Here is a 15704-nt window from a genome sequence, read left to right on the forward strand (position 1 = left end):
TGATCGCGTGAGCGAAGAAGTGGCTGACCAGACCGTCTCAAGGGGCCCCGAGTCCGCGATCCCTGAAGCGTCTCCCGTCGGGGTGGCCGAGGCCGCGCCCGCATCGCAGCGCGTCGCGTGGGCGGCCGTCGCCGTGTTCGCGGTTGTCTCGTGCGGGCTCGCGTGGCTCGTCGCCGCGCCGCTCTGGGCGCGCGGGCTCGGCATGGCCGATCCGCTCGTGCCGGTGATCGCCACCGCCATGATGTTCACGCCCGCGATCGCGACGGTCGCGGCGCTGCTCGTGGAGCGGCGGCATCACGGCAAGCGGGGTGCACGCGGCATCCTGCGCGATCTCGGCATGTGGCCGCTGCGGCCCGTCGGCCGCACGCTCGGCGTCTCGATCGCCGCCATCATCGGGCTGCCCCTGCTCATCGGGGTGGGCCTCGTGGTCGTCGGGCTCCTCGGCCTCGCCGAGTTCGATCTTGTGGGCTTCTCGGGGTTCGCGGCGCAGCTTCAAGCCGACCTCGCCGTCGGCGACGTCACGCCACCGGTCGGTCTTCCTCCGATCGGCCTGCTCGTGGTGCTGCAGCTCGTGATGATCCCGATCGGCGCGATCATCAACGCGCCCTTCGCCTTCGGAGAAGAGGTCGGATGGCGCGGCTGGCTGCTGCCCGCGCTGCGACCGCTCGGCATCTGGCCGTCACTGCTCGTCTCGGGCGCCTTCTGGGGCTTCTGGCACTCGCCCCTGATTCTGCTCGGCTACAACTTCGGGCTCACCGACGTCACGGGCGTGCTGCTCATGGTGCTCGCGTGCATGGTGCTCGGTGTGCTGCTCGGCTGGACCAGGCTGCGCACCGGCTCCGTCTGGCCGGCCGTGTTCGGGCATGGCGCCTTCAATGCGGCGGCGGGCCTCGGCGCGCTGGTCGTCGCGGCCGGGTCCCCGGTGCCGCCGGCGTGGCTCGCGGGGCCCGCCGGGCTCATCACGTGCGCGGTGATGGCCGCGGTCGTCGCGCTGCTCGTGGCAGCTGGGCAGTTCCGGCGCGATCGTCTCACTGCCCGCCTCGGAGCGGCAGGCAGCGAACGAGTCGACGAGGTTCAGCCCGCGAGCGGCGTGTAGTCGATCTCGAGGAAGTCGTCGACCTCGTTCGCCCAGCGATCACGCACGAACGCCACGTGGGCGGGGTGCGTGTTGTACGCGTCGTACGCCGCCTGGTCGGCGAACTCCATCGAGAAGCCGAACGCGAACGCGTTCTTCGGGCTCACCTGCCGCAGTTGCTCGAATCGTTCGACGCCGGGGATGGCGGCCAGTTCTTCGGCGGCCTGCAGGAACGCCAGCTCTTCGGCGGAACCCGCGGCATGACGAAGTCGGAAGGCGACGGTGTGTCGGATCATGTGTTCACTGTAGAGGTCGCGCCGTTCTTGCGCCGCGCTCTCGCGGTGCTCGCCGTCGGCCGGCCATGAGAGGTTGGTGACATGACCCGCGCGACCACGACCAGCACCACCCTCGCCACGCTCGCCGTGCCCGGCGGCACCTTCATGCTGCGCCGAGCGCGCCGCGACGACCTGCCGGCGCTTGTCGCACTCATCGCCGCCGACGCCCTGCGCGCGAACGACGACAGCACGAACGCCGACGACCTCGTGCACTACGAGGCGGCGTTCGAGGCGATCGATCGCGACCCCGCGCACACCCTCGTGGTCGCCGAGACCGCGGGCGGTGAGGTGGTCGGCACGATGCAGCTCACGCTCATTCCCGGGCTTGCACGCCGCGGCGCCGCGAGACTGCAGGTCGAGGCGGTTCGCGTTGCCGAGTCGACGCGCGGCGGCGGGCTCGGCGGCGCGATGATGCAGTGGGCGATCGACGATGCCCGGGCGAGTGGAGCGGCGCTCGTGCAGCTCACCTCGGATGCGCGCCGCGACGACGCGCACCGCTTCTACGAGCGGCTCGGCTTCACCGGCTCCCACGTCGGGTTCAAGCTGTTCCTCTGAAGTGGCGGATTGCGAGCCGTGGCCGCTCGGCCGGGCTCAGTCGCGGCGCCACGCTTCGCCGAGGGTCGAACGCCGAGCGATGAGATGCGGCTCGAGCGTGACGGTGCGCGGCTGCGCCGACTCCGGTGCGGTGATCTGGTTGATCAGCAGCTGGGCGGCGGCGCGGCCCATCTCCTCACCTGGCTGGGCGATCGTGCTCACCGGCGTGGCGCTCTCAGAGGCGAAGTGGTTGTTGTCGTAGCCGGTGATCGCGATGTCGGCGGGCACGTCGAAGCCGGTCTCGTCGTCGAAGACCTGCATGCAGCCGATGGCCATGAGGTCGGATGCTGCGATGATGCCGTCGACGCGGCCGGCACCGCCCTCGACGATCTCTCGACCTGCCTGGCGCCCGTGCGGAATGTTGAGGCCGCGCGTCTCGAGCACCTCGAGCGATACGCCCCGGGACTCCTCGACGGCCTGCTGAGCGCCGTCGCGGCGGGCGGCGACCGCCTCGAGCAGGAACGGACCGCCGACGAAGAGCAACCGGGTTCGGCCGAGGTCGATGAGGTGCCGAGCGGCGAGATAGCCGCCGCGGCGTTCGTCGACCACCACACCCGAGCTCGACGGGTCGCCCGGGTGCGCGTTGACGTAGACGAGCGGAGTGCTGCGGATCGCCGGCCGACGCGCGGCGACCCATGGCGTCGGTGTGATCAGGATGCCGGCCACTCGCGACTCCTCGAAGAGTTCGAGGTTGCGCTGCTCCCGCGCCGGGTCGACATCGGTGTTCGCGATGAGCAGGTTCATGCCGTGCTGGCGCAGGATCGTCTCTGCGCCACGCGCGATGTCGACGAAGAAGGAGTTGTCGAGGTCGGCGAGCACGAGGCCGACGGTGGTGCTGCTTCCGGCCGCGAGCGAGCGCGCGGCATCGTTACGCACGAAGCCGAGTTCGGCGATGGCGGCGAGCACGCGCCGACGGGTGGCGTCCGACACCTTGTCGGGGTTGTTGAGCGTGTTCGACACGGTGCCGAGCGCGACACCGGCCTGGCGCGCGACATCCGTCATGCTGGGCTGAGCCCTCGCGCCTCTACGACGTTCTGCAGGAATGCGGCACCTCCATGTGCTGCGGGGCCGATGCTTCGGCCGTGGGTTCGTTCGCTATGTTCCCACGCCCCGGCTTGTCGGGCCCGGAAGTGAAGCGTTTCAAGATTGTGACCAAGACTACGTGACAGATGCTGAGCTTAGCGCTACGGTATCGATGAAGCGCTTCAATCGAAGCCAAAGATTCAAGGAGGAATCGTGACCACAGCACTCATGCGGCGGCGCCTGCTGCCCCTCGGCGCGCTGCTCGGTGCGGGAGCGTTGGCGCTCACCGCCTGCGGCCCCGCTGGTTCCGGCGGGGGAGCCGACGACGGCTCGTTCAGCTACCTCGGCCAGACCGAGAACACCACCATCATCAATACGCTCGAGACCCTCGGCGCCGAGCAGTGCGCTGCGGCCGAGAAGGCGGCACCGCTCGAGTCCGACAGCACCGCCGGCACTCAGTGGGACCAGAAGCTGCAACTGCTTGCCGGGCAGGACGCACTCTCCGACCTCTCGATGGCGGCCGGCACCCCGTCGCTCATGCAGCAGTTCATCGACGCCGACCAAGTGCTCGACCTCTCGGAGGCGCTCGACGACCTCGGCGTCGCCGACAAGATCCTCCCGGCCGCCGAATCGACGATCAAGGCCCTCTACGGCGGCGACTCGCTCTACGCGCTGCCGACCGAGCTGAACATCGAAGGCTTCTGGTACAACGAGCAGCTGCTCGCCGACAACGGCATCGAGGCGCCGCAGACGTGGGACGAACTCGTCGCCGCCGCCGCGACCCTGAAGTCCGCCGGTGTGCAGCCCTTCACCGCTGCGGGCAAAGACGGATGGCCGATCACCCGGCTCGTCGGCGACTACATCGTGCGCGACCTCGGCCCCGACGCCCTCAAGAAGGTCGCCGACGGCGATGCGAAGCTCACCGACCCCGAATACGTTGCGGCCGCCGACGCGGTCGCAGAGCTCGGGGCATCCGGGTACTTCGGCGACGCCGTCGGCTCCGTCGACTACAACGCCGCACTGAACCAGTTCCTCACCGGCGGTGCCGCGTTCTTCTACATGGGCAGCTGGGCGCTCGCGAACTTCAACGACGAGGAGCAGAACCAGATCGGCGCCGACAACATCGGCTTCGCCCCGTTCCCCGAGGTCGAGGGCGGCGCCGGCAGCATCGACCAGGTGCCCGCCAACGTCGGCATCCCGGTGATGCTGTCGAAGAAGGGCTACACCGACTCCACGGCCGACTGGCTGAAGTGCATCGCCGAGAACTACGGCGACACGGTGCTGGCCGAGAGCGGCGTCGTGTCGGGCTTCGCGCTCGAGAACCCGCCCGCCGACCTGCCGCCGACGACCCAGATCGTGCAGGACGTCATCGCGAACGCCCCGTCGAGCGTGCTCTGGTTCGAGGCGCTGTTCACCTCGAAGGGCACCACCGTCAGCCAGACCAACGGCGGCGGACTCGGCAACGGCACGCTCACGGGCGCCGAGTTCATGGAGCTCGTGCAGTCCGCGAACGACGAGGGCTGATGCACCGCTCCCCGAAATCGCCGGGCCGCGGTGCACTCCCGCTGCGGCCCGGCAGCGCCGCCCGTTCGGCGACCGAACCACCGCATCATGCCGCAACAGCGGCCGACCAGATTGTCTGACGATGGAAAAAACCCTCGGCGACAAGCGCGCCATCCTGATCCTGCTCGGGCCCGCGCTGCTCGTCTACACGCTCATCATGCTGGTGCCGATCGTCTGGTCGCTCGGCTACACGGTCATGGACGGCAACCCGATCGTCGGGTTCCAGTTCAACGGCTTCGACAACTTCGTGAAGTTCTTCGGCGACCCGGCCGCCTGGGAGGCCGTGGGCTTCACCCTGCGGTACGCGCTCGTGCTCACGGTGCTGCAGGTCGGCATTGGGTTCCTCCTCGCCCTGCTCTACGTGTTCTGGCTCCGCAAGGCGTCGGGCCTCATCCGCACCATCGTCTTCTTCCCGGTCGTGCTGCCGACCGTCGCCGTCGCCCTGCTGTTCCAGCGGCTCTTCGAGGCGGCGCCCACGACGGGCCCGGTCAACGCCCTGCTGAACTCGTTCGGGCTCGAATCCGTCGACTGGTTCGGCACGCCCGACGCCTCGTTCTGGATCGTCATCCTCATGGACCTCTGGCGTTCCATGGGCTTCTACGCCGTGCTGCTCTACGCCGGCCTCGTCGACATCCCCGATGAGTTGCTCGAGTCTGCGCGTCTCGACGGGGCATCCGGCTGGAAGCTCATCCGCAGCATCGTGCTGCCGCTCTCGCTGCCGGTGCTGCTCTCGTCGCTGATCTTCAGCATCAACGGCACGCTCAAGGTCTTCGACACGGTGGTCGCCCTGACCAACGGCGGGCCGGGCAATGCGACGACGCCGCTCACCGTCTACATGTTCGAGACCTCATTCACCTACGGCGAGTACGGCTACGGATCGACCGTCGCGCTGATGCTCACGATCCTCTGCCTCCTGTTCACCGTCTTCATCTTCCGGTCCACGCGCCGGGACCTCACGAAGGGCTGAGTCGTGACCTCCGCCACCGCACTCACCGAGGACCTGCGCACCGTCGCCGTCTCCTCACCGCGCGAGCCGCGGCGCCGACGCGGCGCCCGGGACTTCTTCGCTCGCTTACCGATGCGCCTCATCATCGCGATCCTGCTCGTGGTCGAGATCTACCCGATGCTGTGGATGTTCCTCGGCTCGTTCAAGACGCAGAGCGAGTTCCTGAGCGAGCCGTTCTGGGCGCTGCCGGCCTCGTGGTCGCTCGACAACTACGTCGAGGTCTTCACGACCGGCGGCTTCGGGCAGTACATCCTGAACAGCGTCATCGCGGTCTTCCCGTCGCTGTTCTGCATCCTGCTCTTCGGCGTCGCGGCGGGGTTCGCGCTCGAGGTACTCGTCTGGAAGGGCCGCGGCACCGTGCTGCTCCTCTTCCTGGCCGGCATCATGGTGCCCGCGCAGATGATTCTGCTGCCGCTCTTCACGATGTACTTCCGCACGGGGCTCACGGGCAGCCTGTGGCCGCTGATCCTCACCTACATCGCCACCGGGCTGCCGCTCACCGTGTTCATGATGGCGACGTTCTTCCGGTCGGTGCCACGCGAGATCTTCGAAGCGGCGACCCTCGACGGCGCGAGCATGCTGCGCGCCTTCTGGAGCGTCGGCATCCCGCTCGTGCGCAACGCGATCTTCACGGTGGGGCTCGTGCAGTTCTTCTTCATCTGGAACGACCTGCTCATCGCCTTGACCTTCACGACGTCGAGCGACCTGCGCACCATCCAGGTGGGCCTGCTCAACTTCACCGGCCAGTACGGCGCCGTGCAGTACGGGCCGACCTTCGCCGCCATCGCCGTGAACGTGTTCGGCACGCTCGCGCTCTACCTCTTCCTCAACCAGCAGGTCATGAAGGGCCTGACGGCAGGGTCGGTGAAGGGATGACGACGCAGCGCGTGGCGATCGAGGAGGTCGTGACGATCGAGGAGATCTGGCTCGAGAACCGACGGGGTGCATCGGAAGTCGGGCTCGGACTCGGCATCGGCGAGGCTACCCCCCGCCTGTCGTGGATCGCATCGGGTGCGGCAGAGATGTGGCTGGCCGAGTTCCGGCTCGACGACGGCGAGGTCGAGCGGGCGACGATCGAGGCCACCGCCGGCTCGACCCGGCTCGTCGCCTGGCCGTTCACACCGCTTCGCTCGCGTCGCGGCGGCGAGCTGCGGCTGCGGGCGACGGCAGCGGATGCCGCGTGGAGCGCGCCCGTGCGTGTCGAAGCGGGCCTGCTCGAGCGCGACGACTGGGTCACGCCGTTCGTCTCGCCATCACCCGCGGCGCCGCCGGCCGCCGATGGCGAGCTGCGGCCGGGGTACCTGTTGCGGGCGACGTGGGATGCCGCGGCGCTCGGCATTGCGCCGGACACCGTGCGGCGGGCGCGCGTGTACGCCAGCGCGCACGGCGTCTACGAACTCGAATTAAATGGGCGACCGGTCGCCGACGGGCTGCTCGCACCGGGATGGACGAGCTACCGGCACCGGCTGCGCACGCAGACCCACGACGTCACCGAGCTCGTGCGCGAAGGCCGCAACGCGATCGGCGCCTGGCTCGCCGACGGCTGGTATCGCGGGCGCATCGGCTTCGACGGTGGGCTGTGGAACGTCTACGGCACGGATGTCGCGCTGCTGCTGCAGCTCGAGCTGACCCTCGACGACGACTCGGTCGTGCGGGTGCCGCTCGATGAGGAGTGGACGTGGCATCCCTCGCCCATCACCGAGGTGGGCTTGTACGAGGGCGAGCGCTACGACGCCCGCTTGCTGCCGGCGGGCTGGAGCGAGCCGGGGTTCGACGACTCCCACTGGTCGCGCCCGGTGCTGCTGCCGCTCGAGCAGTTCCCGGCCCGGCTCGAGGCGCCGAGCGGCCCGCCGGTTCGGGTCATCGAGACGCTGCGGCCCGAATCCGTCGAGCGGCTCGAGGGCGGCCGCATCCGGCTCGACTTCGGGCAGAACATCTCGGGCAAGCTGCGCATCCGCGTCGCCGGCCCCGCGGGCCACGTGGTGCGGCTGCACCACGCCGAGGTGCTCGAGAACGGCGCCCTCGGGGTGCGCCCGTTGCGGGCAGCGGTGTCGATCGACGAGTACGTGTGCGCCGGCGGCGGCGGCGGCGACGACCGCGGGAGTGCCGAGACGTGGTCGCCGCGATTCACCATCCACGGGTTCCGCTACGCGGAACTCGAAGGCTGGCCGGGAGAGCTCGACACCGTCGACGTCGAAGCGCTCGTCGTGCACACCGACATGCCTCGGACCGGGTGGTTCGAGAGCTCGCACGAGGGCCTCAACCGCCTGCACTCGAACGTCGTCTGGAGCATGCGCGACAACTTCGTCGACCTGCCGACCGATTGCCCGCAGCGTGATGAGCGCCTTGGCTGGACCGGCGACATCCAGGTGTTCGCGCCGACGGCGCTGCGCCTGTACGCCGCCCACGGCACCTTGACCGGGTGGCTGCGCGACCTCGCCGAGGAGCAGGCCGAGCAGGGTCACGTGCCGAACTTCGTGCCGTGGCTCGACTGCGGGTTCCCGAACTTCCCGACCGCCGCGTGGGGCGATGCCGCCGTGATCGTGCCGTGGGAGCTGTACCAGCACGACGGTGATCTGCGGGTACTCGAAACGCAGTACGACAGCATGCGCGGCTGGGTCGATCTCGTCGATCGACTGTCTGGTGGCACCGGGCTCTGGAACACCGGATTCCAGCTCGGCGACTGGCTCGACCCCGCGGCCCCGCCCGAGAGCCCGGGCGACTCGCACACCGACAAGTACCTCGTCGCGACCGCCTACCACGTGCGCACCGCCGGCATCATGGCCGAGACCGCCGCACTGCTCGGTCGCGTCGACGACGAGCAACGTTACGGCACGCTCGCCGCTCGCGCGCTCGCCGCGTTCCAGGGGGAGTACCTGTCGTCGAGCGGCCGGGTCGTCAGCGACACCCCGACCTCACTCGCCCTGTGCATCGTCTTCGGGCTCTTCGCCTCGCCCGAGCAGCAGCGCCGAGCGGGCGAACGCCTGCTCGAACTCGTGGCGCAGAACGACTTCCGCATCAGCACCGGCTTCGTCGGCACGCCGATCATCTGCGACGCGCTCGCCATGGTGGGGGGCATGGATGCCGCGTACCACCTGCTGCTGCAGGATGAGCTGCCGTCGTGGCTCTACCAGGTCTCGATGGGTGCGACCACGATCTGGGAGCGCTGGGACAGCATGCTGCCCGACGGCACGGTGAACCCCGGCGACATGACCTCGTTCAACCACTACGCGCTGGGCGCCGTCGCGGGCTTCATGCATCGCGTGGTGGCCGGGCTCGACGTCGCCGCACCCGGCGGCGTCGCGCTGCGCATCGCACCCCGCCCCGGCGGCGGCCTCACCCACGCCTCGTCGAGCCACCTCGGCACCCTCGGCCTCGCCTCCTCGGCCTGGCGCCGGGAGGGCGCGCTCCTCACGCTCGACGTCGTCGTGCCGCTCGGCGCCACGGCCACGGTCGAGCTGCCCGACGGCCGCGTGATCGACGCCGTGCCCGCCGGGCAGCACACGTTCACGAGCATCGTGCGCGCCGTCGCCGACGATCCGCCCCGACCGCCGAAGCGCTGGCGCGGCGGGCCGCCGCCCGAACTCTCCGATTCCTCCCCTGAAAGGACCAGCAGTGCAGCACTCGATCCGACCCGGTGAGCCGTGGCTCGATACCGACGGCAACCGCATCCACACCCACGGCGGCTCCATCATCACCGTCGACGACACCTTCTACTGGTTCGGCGAGAACAAGGAGAAGACGACGCCGAGCAGCGGCATCTGGCACTGGGGCGTGCGGTGCTACTCGTCGAAGGACCTGTACAACTGGGAGGATCTCGGCACGATCATCCCACCCGTGCTCGACGACGAGACCCATCCGATGCATCCCGAGCAACTCGCCGACCGGCCGCACATCATCTACAACGCGACCACCGGCAAGTTCGTGTGCTGGGTCAAGGTCATGCACCGCAACGGCGAGCAGCGATCGAGCGTCTTCACCGCCGACCGCATCGTCGGGCCGTACGAGCTCGTGACGAAGGGCATCAAGCCGCTGGGAATGAACGCCGGCGACTTCGACCTCGTGGTCGAGCCGTCGGACGGCAAGGCGTACTACGTGTTCGAGCGCGTGCACAGCGAACTCATCGTCGCCGACCTGAACGACGAGTACACGGATGTCACCGGCTACTACTCGACGCACTTCCCCCGGCTGCAGCCGCCGTTCGTTCGTGAGGCCCCGGCGTACTTCCGCCGCAAGGGAAGGCACTACCTCGCGACATCCGGAACCACCGGGTACTTCCCGAACCCCTCGGAGTTTGCGACCGCAGACTCGTATCACGGCCCTTGGACCGTGCTCGGCGACGCGCACCCCGACGATGCGTCGCGCACCTCGTTCCGCTCGCAGATCTCATCGATCTTCAAGCACCCGACGCGTCGCGACCTCTACATCGCGATCGCCGATCGGTGGGTCGTCTCGCCGCCCGATGACCTGCCCGACATCCAAGCTCTGTTCGAGACGGTGTTCAGCGTCGACCTCGAGGGCCCGCGCGAATGGGGTGCCATCGACCTCGGCGAGCCCGACACCTCGCTCGCCGACTACGTCTGGCTGCCCATCCGCTTCGACGGTGAACGCCCGTACATCGAGTGGCGCGACGAGTGGACGATCGAGGAGTTCGAGGAGCTGCCTGGCTGAGGGTGCTTCTTCGTCGTCACCCGACCGCGCGCGGGCTCGCTCAGGCCGTCACTCCGAGCCACTCGGCGAGGCTCGCCACCTCGTCGTCGACGGCAACGCGCGTGGCTCGGTCGAACGGCACGTCTTCGTGCACGGCGTTCACGGTGAGCGTGCCGGCCTTGCGATCGACGGCGGCGTCGAGCTTGCCGACGAGCCGGTCGCCGTGCAGGATCGGCAGCGCGAAATAGCCCCAGCGGCGCTTCGCGGCCGGCTTGTACATCTCGAGTACGTATTCGAAGTCGAAGAGCTGCTGGGCTCGCACCCGGTCGTAGGTGAGCCGGTCGAACGGCGAGAGCAGCGCGGTGCGGCCGGTGAACGGCTGCCCCAGCTGCGCGGGGTCGACGCGCCACACACCCGGCACGCCGTCGACGACCGCGGGCTCGCCCGCCTGCCCGACGTCGACGGGTTCGAGCGGCATCATCGTGCTCTTCTCCCGCGCGATGCCGAGCGCGGCGAGGCGGCGCTCGTTGCGCCGGCGCAGGGCTTCGTCGGCGGGCAGCACGGGTGCGGCGAGCAGCTCGGCGGGGTACACGCGGTCGGCGAGGGTCCACAGCCGCTCGCGGCCGCGCCGGGCGGCGATCGCGACCTCGCCGCGCATCGTGAGCAGCTCGAGCATGCGGCCGACGTTGCGATTGTGGGTCCAGCCGGTCGACGCCCACGACACGTGGCTCGTGTCGGGGATGTCGCGAGAGAGCACGGGAACGGGGGAGTCGCCGAGCCGGTCGAGGATGTCGCGGCGGAAGCTCTGGTTCTGATCGAGCCACTCGCTCGATCGCTGCCAGGTCGGCCACGTCGCCATGTCGGCTCGCAGCAGTTCGAGGTCTTCGATGGGGCGAATCAGCGCGTCGAGTTCGAACAGGCGGCGCTCGTGCTCGAGCGCGTGCGCGAGATCGGCCGGGCGATACGCCGACCCGAGCCGGCTCCAGGCGACGAGATCGGCGTTCGGCGCGATCGCCGCCGTCGGGTCGATCTGCAGCAGCGTGAGCCGGCGCACCAGCTCGACCAGATCGCGCGGGCGGGCGGCGTCGAGCAACTGGGCCCGAATCGCGATGCGGCGCGCTTCGGTGCGGTCGAGGCGGTGCGGCTCCATGCCATCACGGTACTCGCGGCCGCCGACGTCGCTGCGATACGGTGCCCTTCGTCGACGCGAGCGCGTCGACGAGAGGAGCGTCATGACGGAGCAGCAACTGCCGAGCGCGATCCAGGCATTCGTCGACACGACGAACCGCGGCGACTCGGAGGGTTTCGTGGCGACCTTCGCGCCCGATGCATATCTGAAGGACATGTCGCGCGAGTTCCATGGGCGCGACGGCGTCGCGAGCTGGAACGAGACCGACAACATCGGTCGGCAGGAGCGGTTCGAGGTGCAGAGCGTCAGGGCGGGCGACGCGCCTGACGAATACGTCGTCAGTGTCGCCGTCTCGGGCAACGGCTACAACGGGCCGGCAGACTTCGCCTTTCAGTTGTCGAGCGGACTGATCTCGCGGTTCGTCATCTCCTGAGCGTCGACCGCTCGCAAGTACGCCATGCCTCGCGGCGAGATCTCGTAGCCGACCTCGAGGCTTCGAGTGAGCCCGAGCTCCTTCAGCCGTCGCACTCGGCGCTTGAACGCGAGCAGCTCGAGGTCGCCGCGCAACCGGTCGGCGGGGATTCGGGGCCGCTCTCGGATGCGGTGCAGCACGTCGTGGGTCCACGGCGCATTTCGGCCACGGCGGTCGACGCCCGCGAGCGTCTCGGCGATGGCCGCGACGTCTGACGCGCTCAAGGTCGCGTCAGCGGCGAGTTCGATGCGTCGGTCGGCGCCCGCCCACTCGACGCCGATGCGGAAGAGCGGATCGTTCGCGTGGCCGCCGAGCGCTACCAGCACCTCGGTGACGGATGATGCGCCAGCGCGTTGCGCGTCGGCGGCCGTGACCTCGCCGACCTCATCGATCGAGACGACCTTGATCACGCCCGCGCTCGAGCGGAACGTGCCTCCGGCCTTCACCCGCGGTCGCGCCCACCTACGGAACACGACGGAGATCGAGCCCTCGGCGATGGCACGTGCAACCGGTTCGGTGAGGAGCATCGCGTGCCGGCGATCGGAGTCGAGCCGGTCAGCTAGCGGTGATCGCTCGATTGCCGCGGATGACGCCGCCGGGGTCGACGCGCTGCTTCACCGCGGCGAGTCGATCGAGCACCTCGCGGTCGTAGGCGTCGGCGAGGGACGCGTCGGCACCCAGGAACGTCGGCAACGTGCCGCCCCCGGAGTACCTCGCCACGAGGTCGCGCAACGGCTGCAGCGCGGCCGCCGCATCGATCGTCGGATCGAAGAGCAGCACGCCGGAGTTGAGCAGTCCCTCGGCATGTACTGCTCCGACTGCCGACTGATCGGCTCCGAGCTCGTCGGCGATCGCGCCGCCCATCGCGCGGATGCTGCAGCGCATGAGTCCGAGGTCGGCGCCGCGGAGGAAGGCGTCGACGAACTCATGGACGAAGGCATCGTCGAGCCCGGCGACCGCGCCGCCGAAGTCGGCCGACGGCATCGGGTCGACGGGCTCGGCCGCGACCGCGGCGAGCGAGCCGATCGTGAACGGCACGAGCGTGTCGGCGATCGGCTCTGCGACGGCACGGAGTCGGTCGGCGAACGCGCGACCGGCCTGCTCGTCGCCCACGTGCACGAGGCCGACCGTGGCGACCGTGCGACCGCGCAGGTGCGGCGGCAGCATCGGCCCATCGGGGAAGCGCATCATGCCGACGTCGAGCCCCAGCTCGGGCTCGTCGTTCGCCAGGGCGAACGCCGCGGAGATGACGCCCTCAGCTGCTTCGGCCGGGAACATGAGGCTGCCGCCGAAGATGACGTCGCCCGGATAGAGCGCGAGTTCGATGGCCGTGATGACGCCGAAGAGCCCGCCGCCGCCGCGCAGCGCCCAGATGAGCTCGGCGTCGTCGGCATCGGTCACGCGGCGCAGCTCACCGCTCGCGTCGACGAGCTCGACGGCGACGATCGAACGCGCCGTGAGGCCGTAGCGACGGCTGAACATCGACTGGCCGCCGTTGATCGCGAGCGCGACGACGTTGACCTCGGGGTTCGACCCGGCGAGAGCGATGAGCCCGGTGCCGTCGAGACGCTCGAGCGCGCGCCCCCAGTTGACGCCGGCGCCGACGCGCAGCAGCCGGGCCGTCTCGTCGACCACGATCTCGTCGAAGTGGGACGGGCGGATGACGACGACGTCGCTGAGGTCGGCGGAGGCGGCATGGCCGTTGGGCTGGGTCGTGACGCCGAGGTTGAGGGCGGTCGCGACGCGAAGGACCGCTCGGATGTCGTCGACGTCGGCCGGCACGGCGATGGCCGCCGGGCGCTGATCGACGCTCAGGTTCCACGGAGTGCGGGCCGAGTCGTAGTCGACATCGCCGGGCAGCACGATCGATCCGCTGAGCTCGGAGCGCAGACCGAGCAGCGCGGCATCGGGGGAGGAGGTCATCGATGTCCTTTCGTCGGTGTCACGCTAGCGGCGGCATCCGACACTCACCGCAGGTCGAGGCGCATGAGCACGCGCGGAAAGCCGTTGAGTACCGACGCGGTGTCGGCGGCCTTCGTGAATCCCGCCTGCTCGAAGACCGCGCGCGTGCCGACATAGGCCATCGTCAGGTCGACCTTGCCGCCGTCGTTGTCAACGGGATATCCCTCGATGGCAGGGGCCTCGTGCTCGCGCGCGAATTCGACGGCGCCGGTCAGCAGGTGGTGCACGATGCCCTCGCCCCGATGCCCCGGGCGTACGCGGAAGCACCACACCGACCAAACATCGGTGTCGTCGATGTGCGGGATCTTGCGATTGCGCGCGAAGCTCGTATCGGCGCGCGGATGCACCGCCGCCCAGCCCACCACCTCATCGCCGTCGTAGGCGAGCACGCCCGGCGGCGGGTCTTCGGCGCAGAGTCCACGCACGCGGTCGGCGCGGGCGGGGCCCACGAGGGCCACGTTCTCTTTCGACCCGATGCGGTAGCTCAGGCAGAAGCACACGTTGGACTCGGGCTTCTTCGGCCCGACCACGGTCGCCACGTCATCGAAGACGGATGCGGCTCGCACTTCGATCACCATGTCGATACCCTGCCACCGGCATCCCGCGCCGGCAAGCTCAGTGCGCGGCGTCGATGCGTTGGAGGCGTCGGCTCGCCGCGCCGATGGTGTTCGCGCCGGCTCAGTCGCCGCCGGTCGACTCTCGATCGATGACGCAGAACGGCGAACGAAGCTCGCGCGGTGCGACCTCGTCGGAGACGGTGCCGCCGATGCGCTCGAGCAGCAGGTCGACCGCCATGCGTGCGATGTCGGCACGGCCGGGGTCGACGGTGGAGAGACTCGGGCGTGAGAAGCGACCCTCGTCGACATTGTCGAAGCCGATGAGGGCGACGTCGGCGGGAACATCGATGCCCTCTTCCTGCAGCACGCGAAGCGCGCCGAGCGCGAGCTCGTCGTTCATCGCGAACAGGCCGTCGAACGCAACGCCGCGCGAGAGCAGCTCGCGCATCGCCTTCGCGCCGTTGCTCCGATGCCAGAGGTCGACCTCGACGACGAGCTCGTCATGCAACTCGACCCCGCCTGCCCGGAGTGCCTCCACGAAGCCCTCGTAGCGCAGCACCGCCGATCCGTGGCGGGCGTCGAGGTGGGCCCCGATGACCGCGATGCGCTCACGGCCGAGCCGGAGGAGGCTCGTGGTGGCCGCGGCGCCGGCTTCGACGTTGGGCATGGTCACGCGATCGACGTTCGCATCGGGCAGGCGTTCGCCGAGCAGCACGAGCGGTGAACCGATGTCGAGCAGCGCGGTGTCGTCTTCGGTCATGCCGAACGGACTGAAGATGAGCCCGTCGGTGAGCTGTCGGCGCGGGCCGCGCAGCAGCTCGAGTTCGCGTGCACGGTCGCCGCCGCGCGTCTGCTCGATGAGCACCACGAGCCCGCGCCGCTCTGCCTCCTCGATGACGGCATCGGCCAATTGCGCGAAGTAGGCGAGGGAGAGTTCTGGGATCGCGAGGCCGATGACGCCCGTGCGGCCCGAACGCAGGCTGCGAGCCGAGAGGTTCGGCCGGTAGTCGAGTTGCGCGATGGAGTCGAGCACTCGCTCGCGCGTCGCGGCGCTGACCCTGCCGAGACCGTTCACGACGTTGGAGACCGTCTTGATGGAGACGCCGGCATGGCTCGCCACGTCGTGCAGCGTGGTGCTCATCGCGCTCCGATCCGGTTGGTTCCCGCTTGCTTCACGGCCAAGCGTACAACGTTGTACCCGATTGCTTGACAGCCTCGGCCGTTGTGGGTTTAGATGCTGGTCTAACGTTTACCGTACAACGTTTACCCTGACTGTTCCGGCGGCGCTTCGGCGTACTCCACCGGCAGGGCACCCAACCCGACGACGTCGCTCGGAAC

15 protein-coding genes are annotated in these 15704 nt (G+C 69.4%); 8 read left to right on the plus strand and 7 right to left on the minus strand.

The genetic code is table 11. The features are described from left to right. Positions 1 to 7 precede the first annotated feature (7 nt). On the plus strand, positions 8 to 1096 hold the full coding sequence (locus tag H521_RS21310) for a CPBP family intramembrane glutamic endopeptidase (protein WP_245560923.1): 1089 nt from the start codon (positions 8 to 10) through the stop codon (positions 1094 to 1096). On the opposite strand, the gene H521_RS0103515 is transcribed toward H521_RS21310, so the two are convergent. Continuing rightward, on the minus strand, positions 1075 to 1371 hold the full coding sequence (locus H521_RS0103515) for a Dabb family protein (protein ID WP_022891652.1): 297 nt from the start codon (positions 1369 to 1371) through the stop codon (positions 1075 to 1077). The two genes, H521_RS21310 and H521_RS0103515, sit on opposite strands and share 22 nt — an antisense overlap. Before the next feature lie 81 nt (positions 1372 to 1452). Between H521_RS0103515 and H521_RS0103520 the strand changes: the two genes are divergently transcribed. Continuing rightward, a complete protein-coding gene (locus H521_RS0103520; RefSeq protein WP_022891653.1) occupies positions 1453 to 1965 on the plus strand; it encodes a GNAT family N-acetyltransferase in 513 nt (170 codons plus the stop codon). A gap of 36 nt (positions 1966 to 2001) precedes the next feature. On the opposite strand, the gene H521_RS0103525 is transcribed toward H521_RS0103520, so the two are convergent. Continuing rightward, positions 2002 to 3006 (minus strand): LacI family DNA-binding transcriptional regulator, encoded by a 1005-nt coding sequence (locus tag H521_RS0103525; protein WP_022891654.1) that lies wholly within the window; start codon positions 3004 to 3006, stop codon positions 2002 to 2004. A 234-nt stretch (positions 3007 to 3240) separates the two neighbouring features. Here H521_RS0103525 and H521_RS0103530 point away from each other — a divergent pair, with 234 nt between their 5' ends. The 5 genes from H521_RS0103530 (at position 3241) to H521_RS0103550 (ending at position 10267) form a co-directional block, all read left to right on the plus strand. Further along, entirely contained in the window at positions 3241 to 4551 is a 1311-nt protein-coding gene (locus H521_RS0103530; RefSeq protein ID WP_022891655.1) for an ABC transporter substrate-binding protein, read from the plus strand. A 121-nt stretch (positions 4552 to 4672) separates the two neighbouring features. Beyond that, positions 4673 to 5557 (plus strand): carbohydrate ABC transporter permease, encoded by an 885-nt coding sequence (locus tag H521_RS0103535; protein WP_022891656.1) that lies wholly within the window; start codon positions 4673 to 4675, stop codon positions 5555 to 5557. A 3-nt stretch (positions 5558 to 5560) separates the two neighbouring features. Then, on the plus strand, positions 5561 to 6472 hold the full coding sequence (locus H521_RS0103540) for a carbohydrate ABC transporter permease (protein ID WP_022891657.1): 912 nt from the start codon (positions 5561 to 5563) through the stop codon (positions 6470 to 6472). Further along, positions 6469 to 9237 (plus strand): alpha-L-rhamnosidase, encoded by a 2769-nt coding sequence (locus tag H521_RS21315; RefSeq protein ID WP_022891658.1) that lies wholly within the window; start codon positions 6469 to 6471, stop codon positions 9235 to 9237. Before H521_RS0103540 ends, H521_RS21315 begins: the two co-directional genes overlap by 4 nt. Then, a complete protein-coding gene (locus H521_RS0103550; RefSeq protein ID WP_022891659.1) occupies positions 9212 to 10267 on the plus strand; it encodes a family 43 glycosylhydrolase in 1056 nt (351 codons plus the stop codon). The genes H521_RS21315 and H521_RS0103550 overlap by 26 nt, the downstream gene beginning before the upstream one ends. A 40-nt stretch (positions 10268 to 10307) precedes the next feature. Here H521_RS0103550 and H521_RS0103555 read toward each other — a convergent pair whose 3' ends face one another. After that, the gene (locus H521_RS0103555; RefSeq protein WP_026481861.1) at positions 10308 to 11396 is read right to left on the minus strand and encodes a DNA glycosylase AlkZ-like family protein; all 1089 of its coding nucleotides are present in this window, start codon (positions 11394 to 11396) and stop codon (positions 10308 to 10310) included. 82 nt (positions 11397 to 11478) lie between these two features. Here H521_RS0103555 and H521_RS0103560 point away from each other — a divergent pair, with 82 nt between their 5' ends. Further along, on the plus strand, positions 11479 to 11808 hold the full coding sequence (locus tag H521_RS0103560; protein ID WP_022891661.1) for a nuclear transport factor 2 family protein: 330 nt from the start codon (positions 11479 to 11481) through the stop codon (positions 11806 to 11808). Here H521_RS0103560 and H521_RS21320 read toward each other — a convergent pair. The 4 genes from H521_RS21320 to H521_RS0103580 form a co-directional block, all read right to left on the minus strand. Further along, on the minus strand, positions 11766 to 12374 hold the full coding sequence (locus H521_RS21320; protein ID WP_022891662.1) for a hypothetical protein: 609 nt from the start codon (positions 12372 to 12374) through the stop codon (positions 11766 to 11768). The two genes, H521_RS0103560 and H521_RS21320, sit on opposite strands and share 43 nt — an antisense overlap. 28 nt (positions 12375 to 12402) lie before the next feature. Then, entirely contained in the window at positions 12403 to 13770 is a 1368-nt protein-coding gene (locus tag H521_RS0103570; protein ID WP_022891663.1) for an FAD-binding oxidoreductase, read from the minus strand. A gap of 44 nt (positions 13771 to 13814) precedes the next feature. Beyond that, a complete protein-coding gene (locus H521_RS0103575) occupies positions 13815 to 14387 on the minus strand; it encodes a GNAT family N-acetyltransferase (protein WP_022891664.1) in 573 nt (190 codons plus the stop codon). A 100-nt stretch (positions 14388 to 14487) separates the two neighbouring features. Beyond that, entirely contained in the window at positions 14488 to 15507 is a 1020-nt protein-coding gene (locus H521_RS0103580; RefSeq protein ID WP_022891665.1) for a LacI family DNA-binding transcriptional regulator, read from the minus strand. Between the last annotated feature and the right edge of the window lie 197 nt (positions 15508 to 15704).

Source organism: Agromyces subbeticus DSM 16689 (assembly GCF_000421565.1).
Lineage (GTDB): Bacteria > Actinomycetota > Actinomycetes > Actinomycetales > Microbacteriaceae > Agromyces > Agromyces subbeticus.

What these genes read in the sequence shown, in the direction of transcription:
- H521_RS0103515 (WP_022891652.1), bottom strand. Translation starts at nt 1,371, where the DNA reads ATGATCCGACACACCGTCGCCTTCCGACTTCGTCATGCCGCGGGTTCC.
- H521_RS0103520 (WP_022891653.1), top strand. Translation starts at nt 1,453, where the DNA reads ATGACCCGCGCGACCACGACCAGCACCACCCTCGCCACGCTCGCCGTG.
- H521_RS0103525 (WP_022891654.1), bottom strand. Translation starts at nt 3,006, where the DNA reads ATGACGGATGTCGCGCGCCAGGCCGGTGTCGCGCTCGGCACCGTGTCG.
- H521_RS0103535 (WP_022891656.1), top strand. Translation starts at nt 4,673, where the DNA reads ATGGAAAAAACCCTCGGCGACAAGCGCGCCATCCTGATCCTGCTCGGG.
- H521_RS21315 (WP_022891658.1), top strand. Translation starts at nt 6,469, where the DNA reads ATGACGACGCAGCGCGTGGCGATCGAGGAGGTCGTGACGATCGAGGAG.
- H521_RS0103555 (WP_026481861.1), bottom strand. Translation starts at nt 11,396, where the DNA reads ATGGAGCCGCACCGCCTCGACCGCACCGAAGCGCGCCGCATCGCGATT.
- H521_RS0103560 (WP_022891661.1), top strand. Translation starts at nt 11,479, where the DNA reads ATGACGGAGCAGCAACTGCCGAGCGCGATCCAGGCATTCGTCGACACG.
- H521_RS21320 (WP_022891662.1), bottom strand. Translation starts at nt 12,374, where the DNA reads ATGCTCCTCACCGAACCGGTTGCACGTGCCATCGCCGAGGGCTCGATC.
- H521_RS0103570 (WP_022891663.1), bottom strand. Translation starts at nt 13,770, where the DNA reads ATGACCTCCTCCCCCGATGCCGCGCTGCTCGGTCTGCGCTCCGAGCTC.
- H521_RS0103575 (WP_022891664.1), bottom strand. Translation starts at nt 14,387, where the DNA reads ATGGTGATCGAAGTGCGAGCCGCATCCGTCTTCGATGACGTGGCGACC.
- H521_RS0103580 (WP_022891665.1), bottom strand. Translation starts at nt 15,507, where the DNA reads ATGAGCACCACGCTGCACGACGTGGCGAGCCATGCCGGCGTCTCCATC.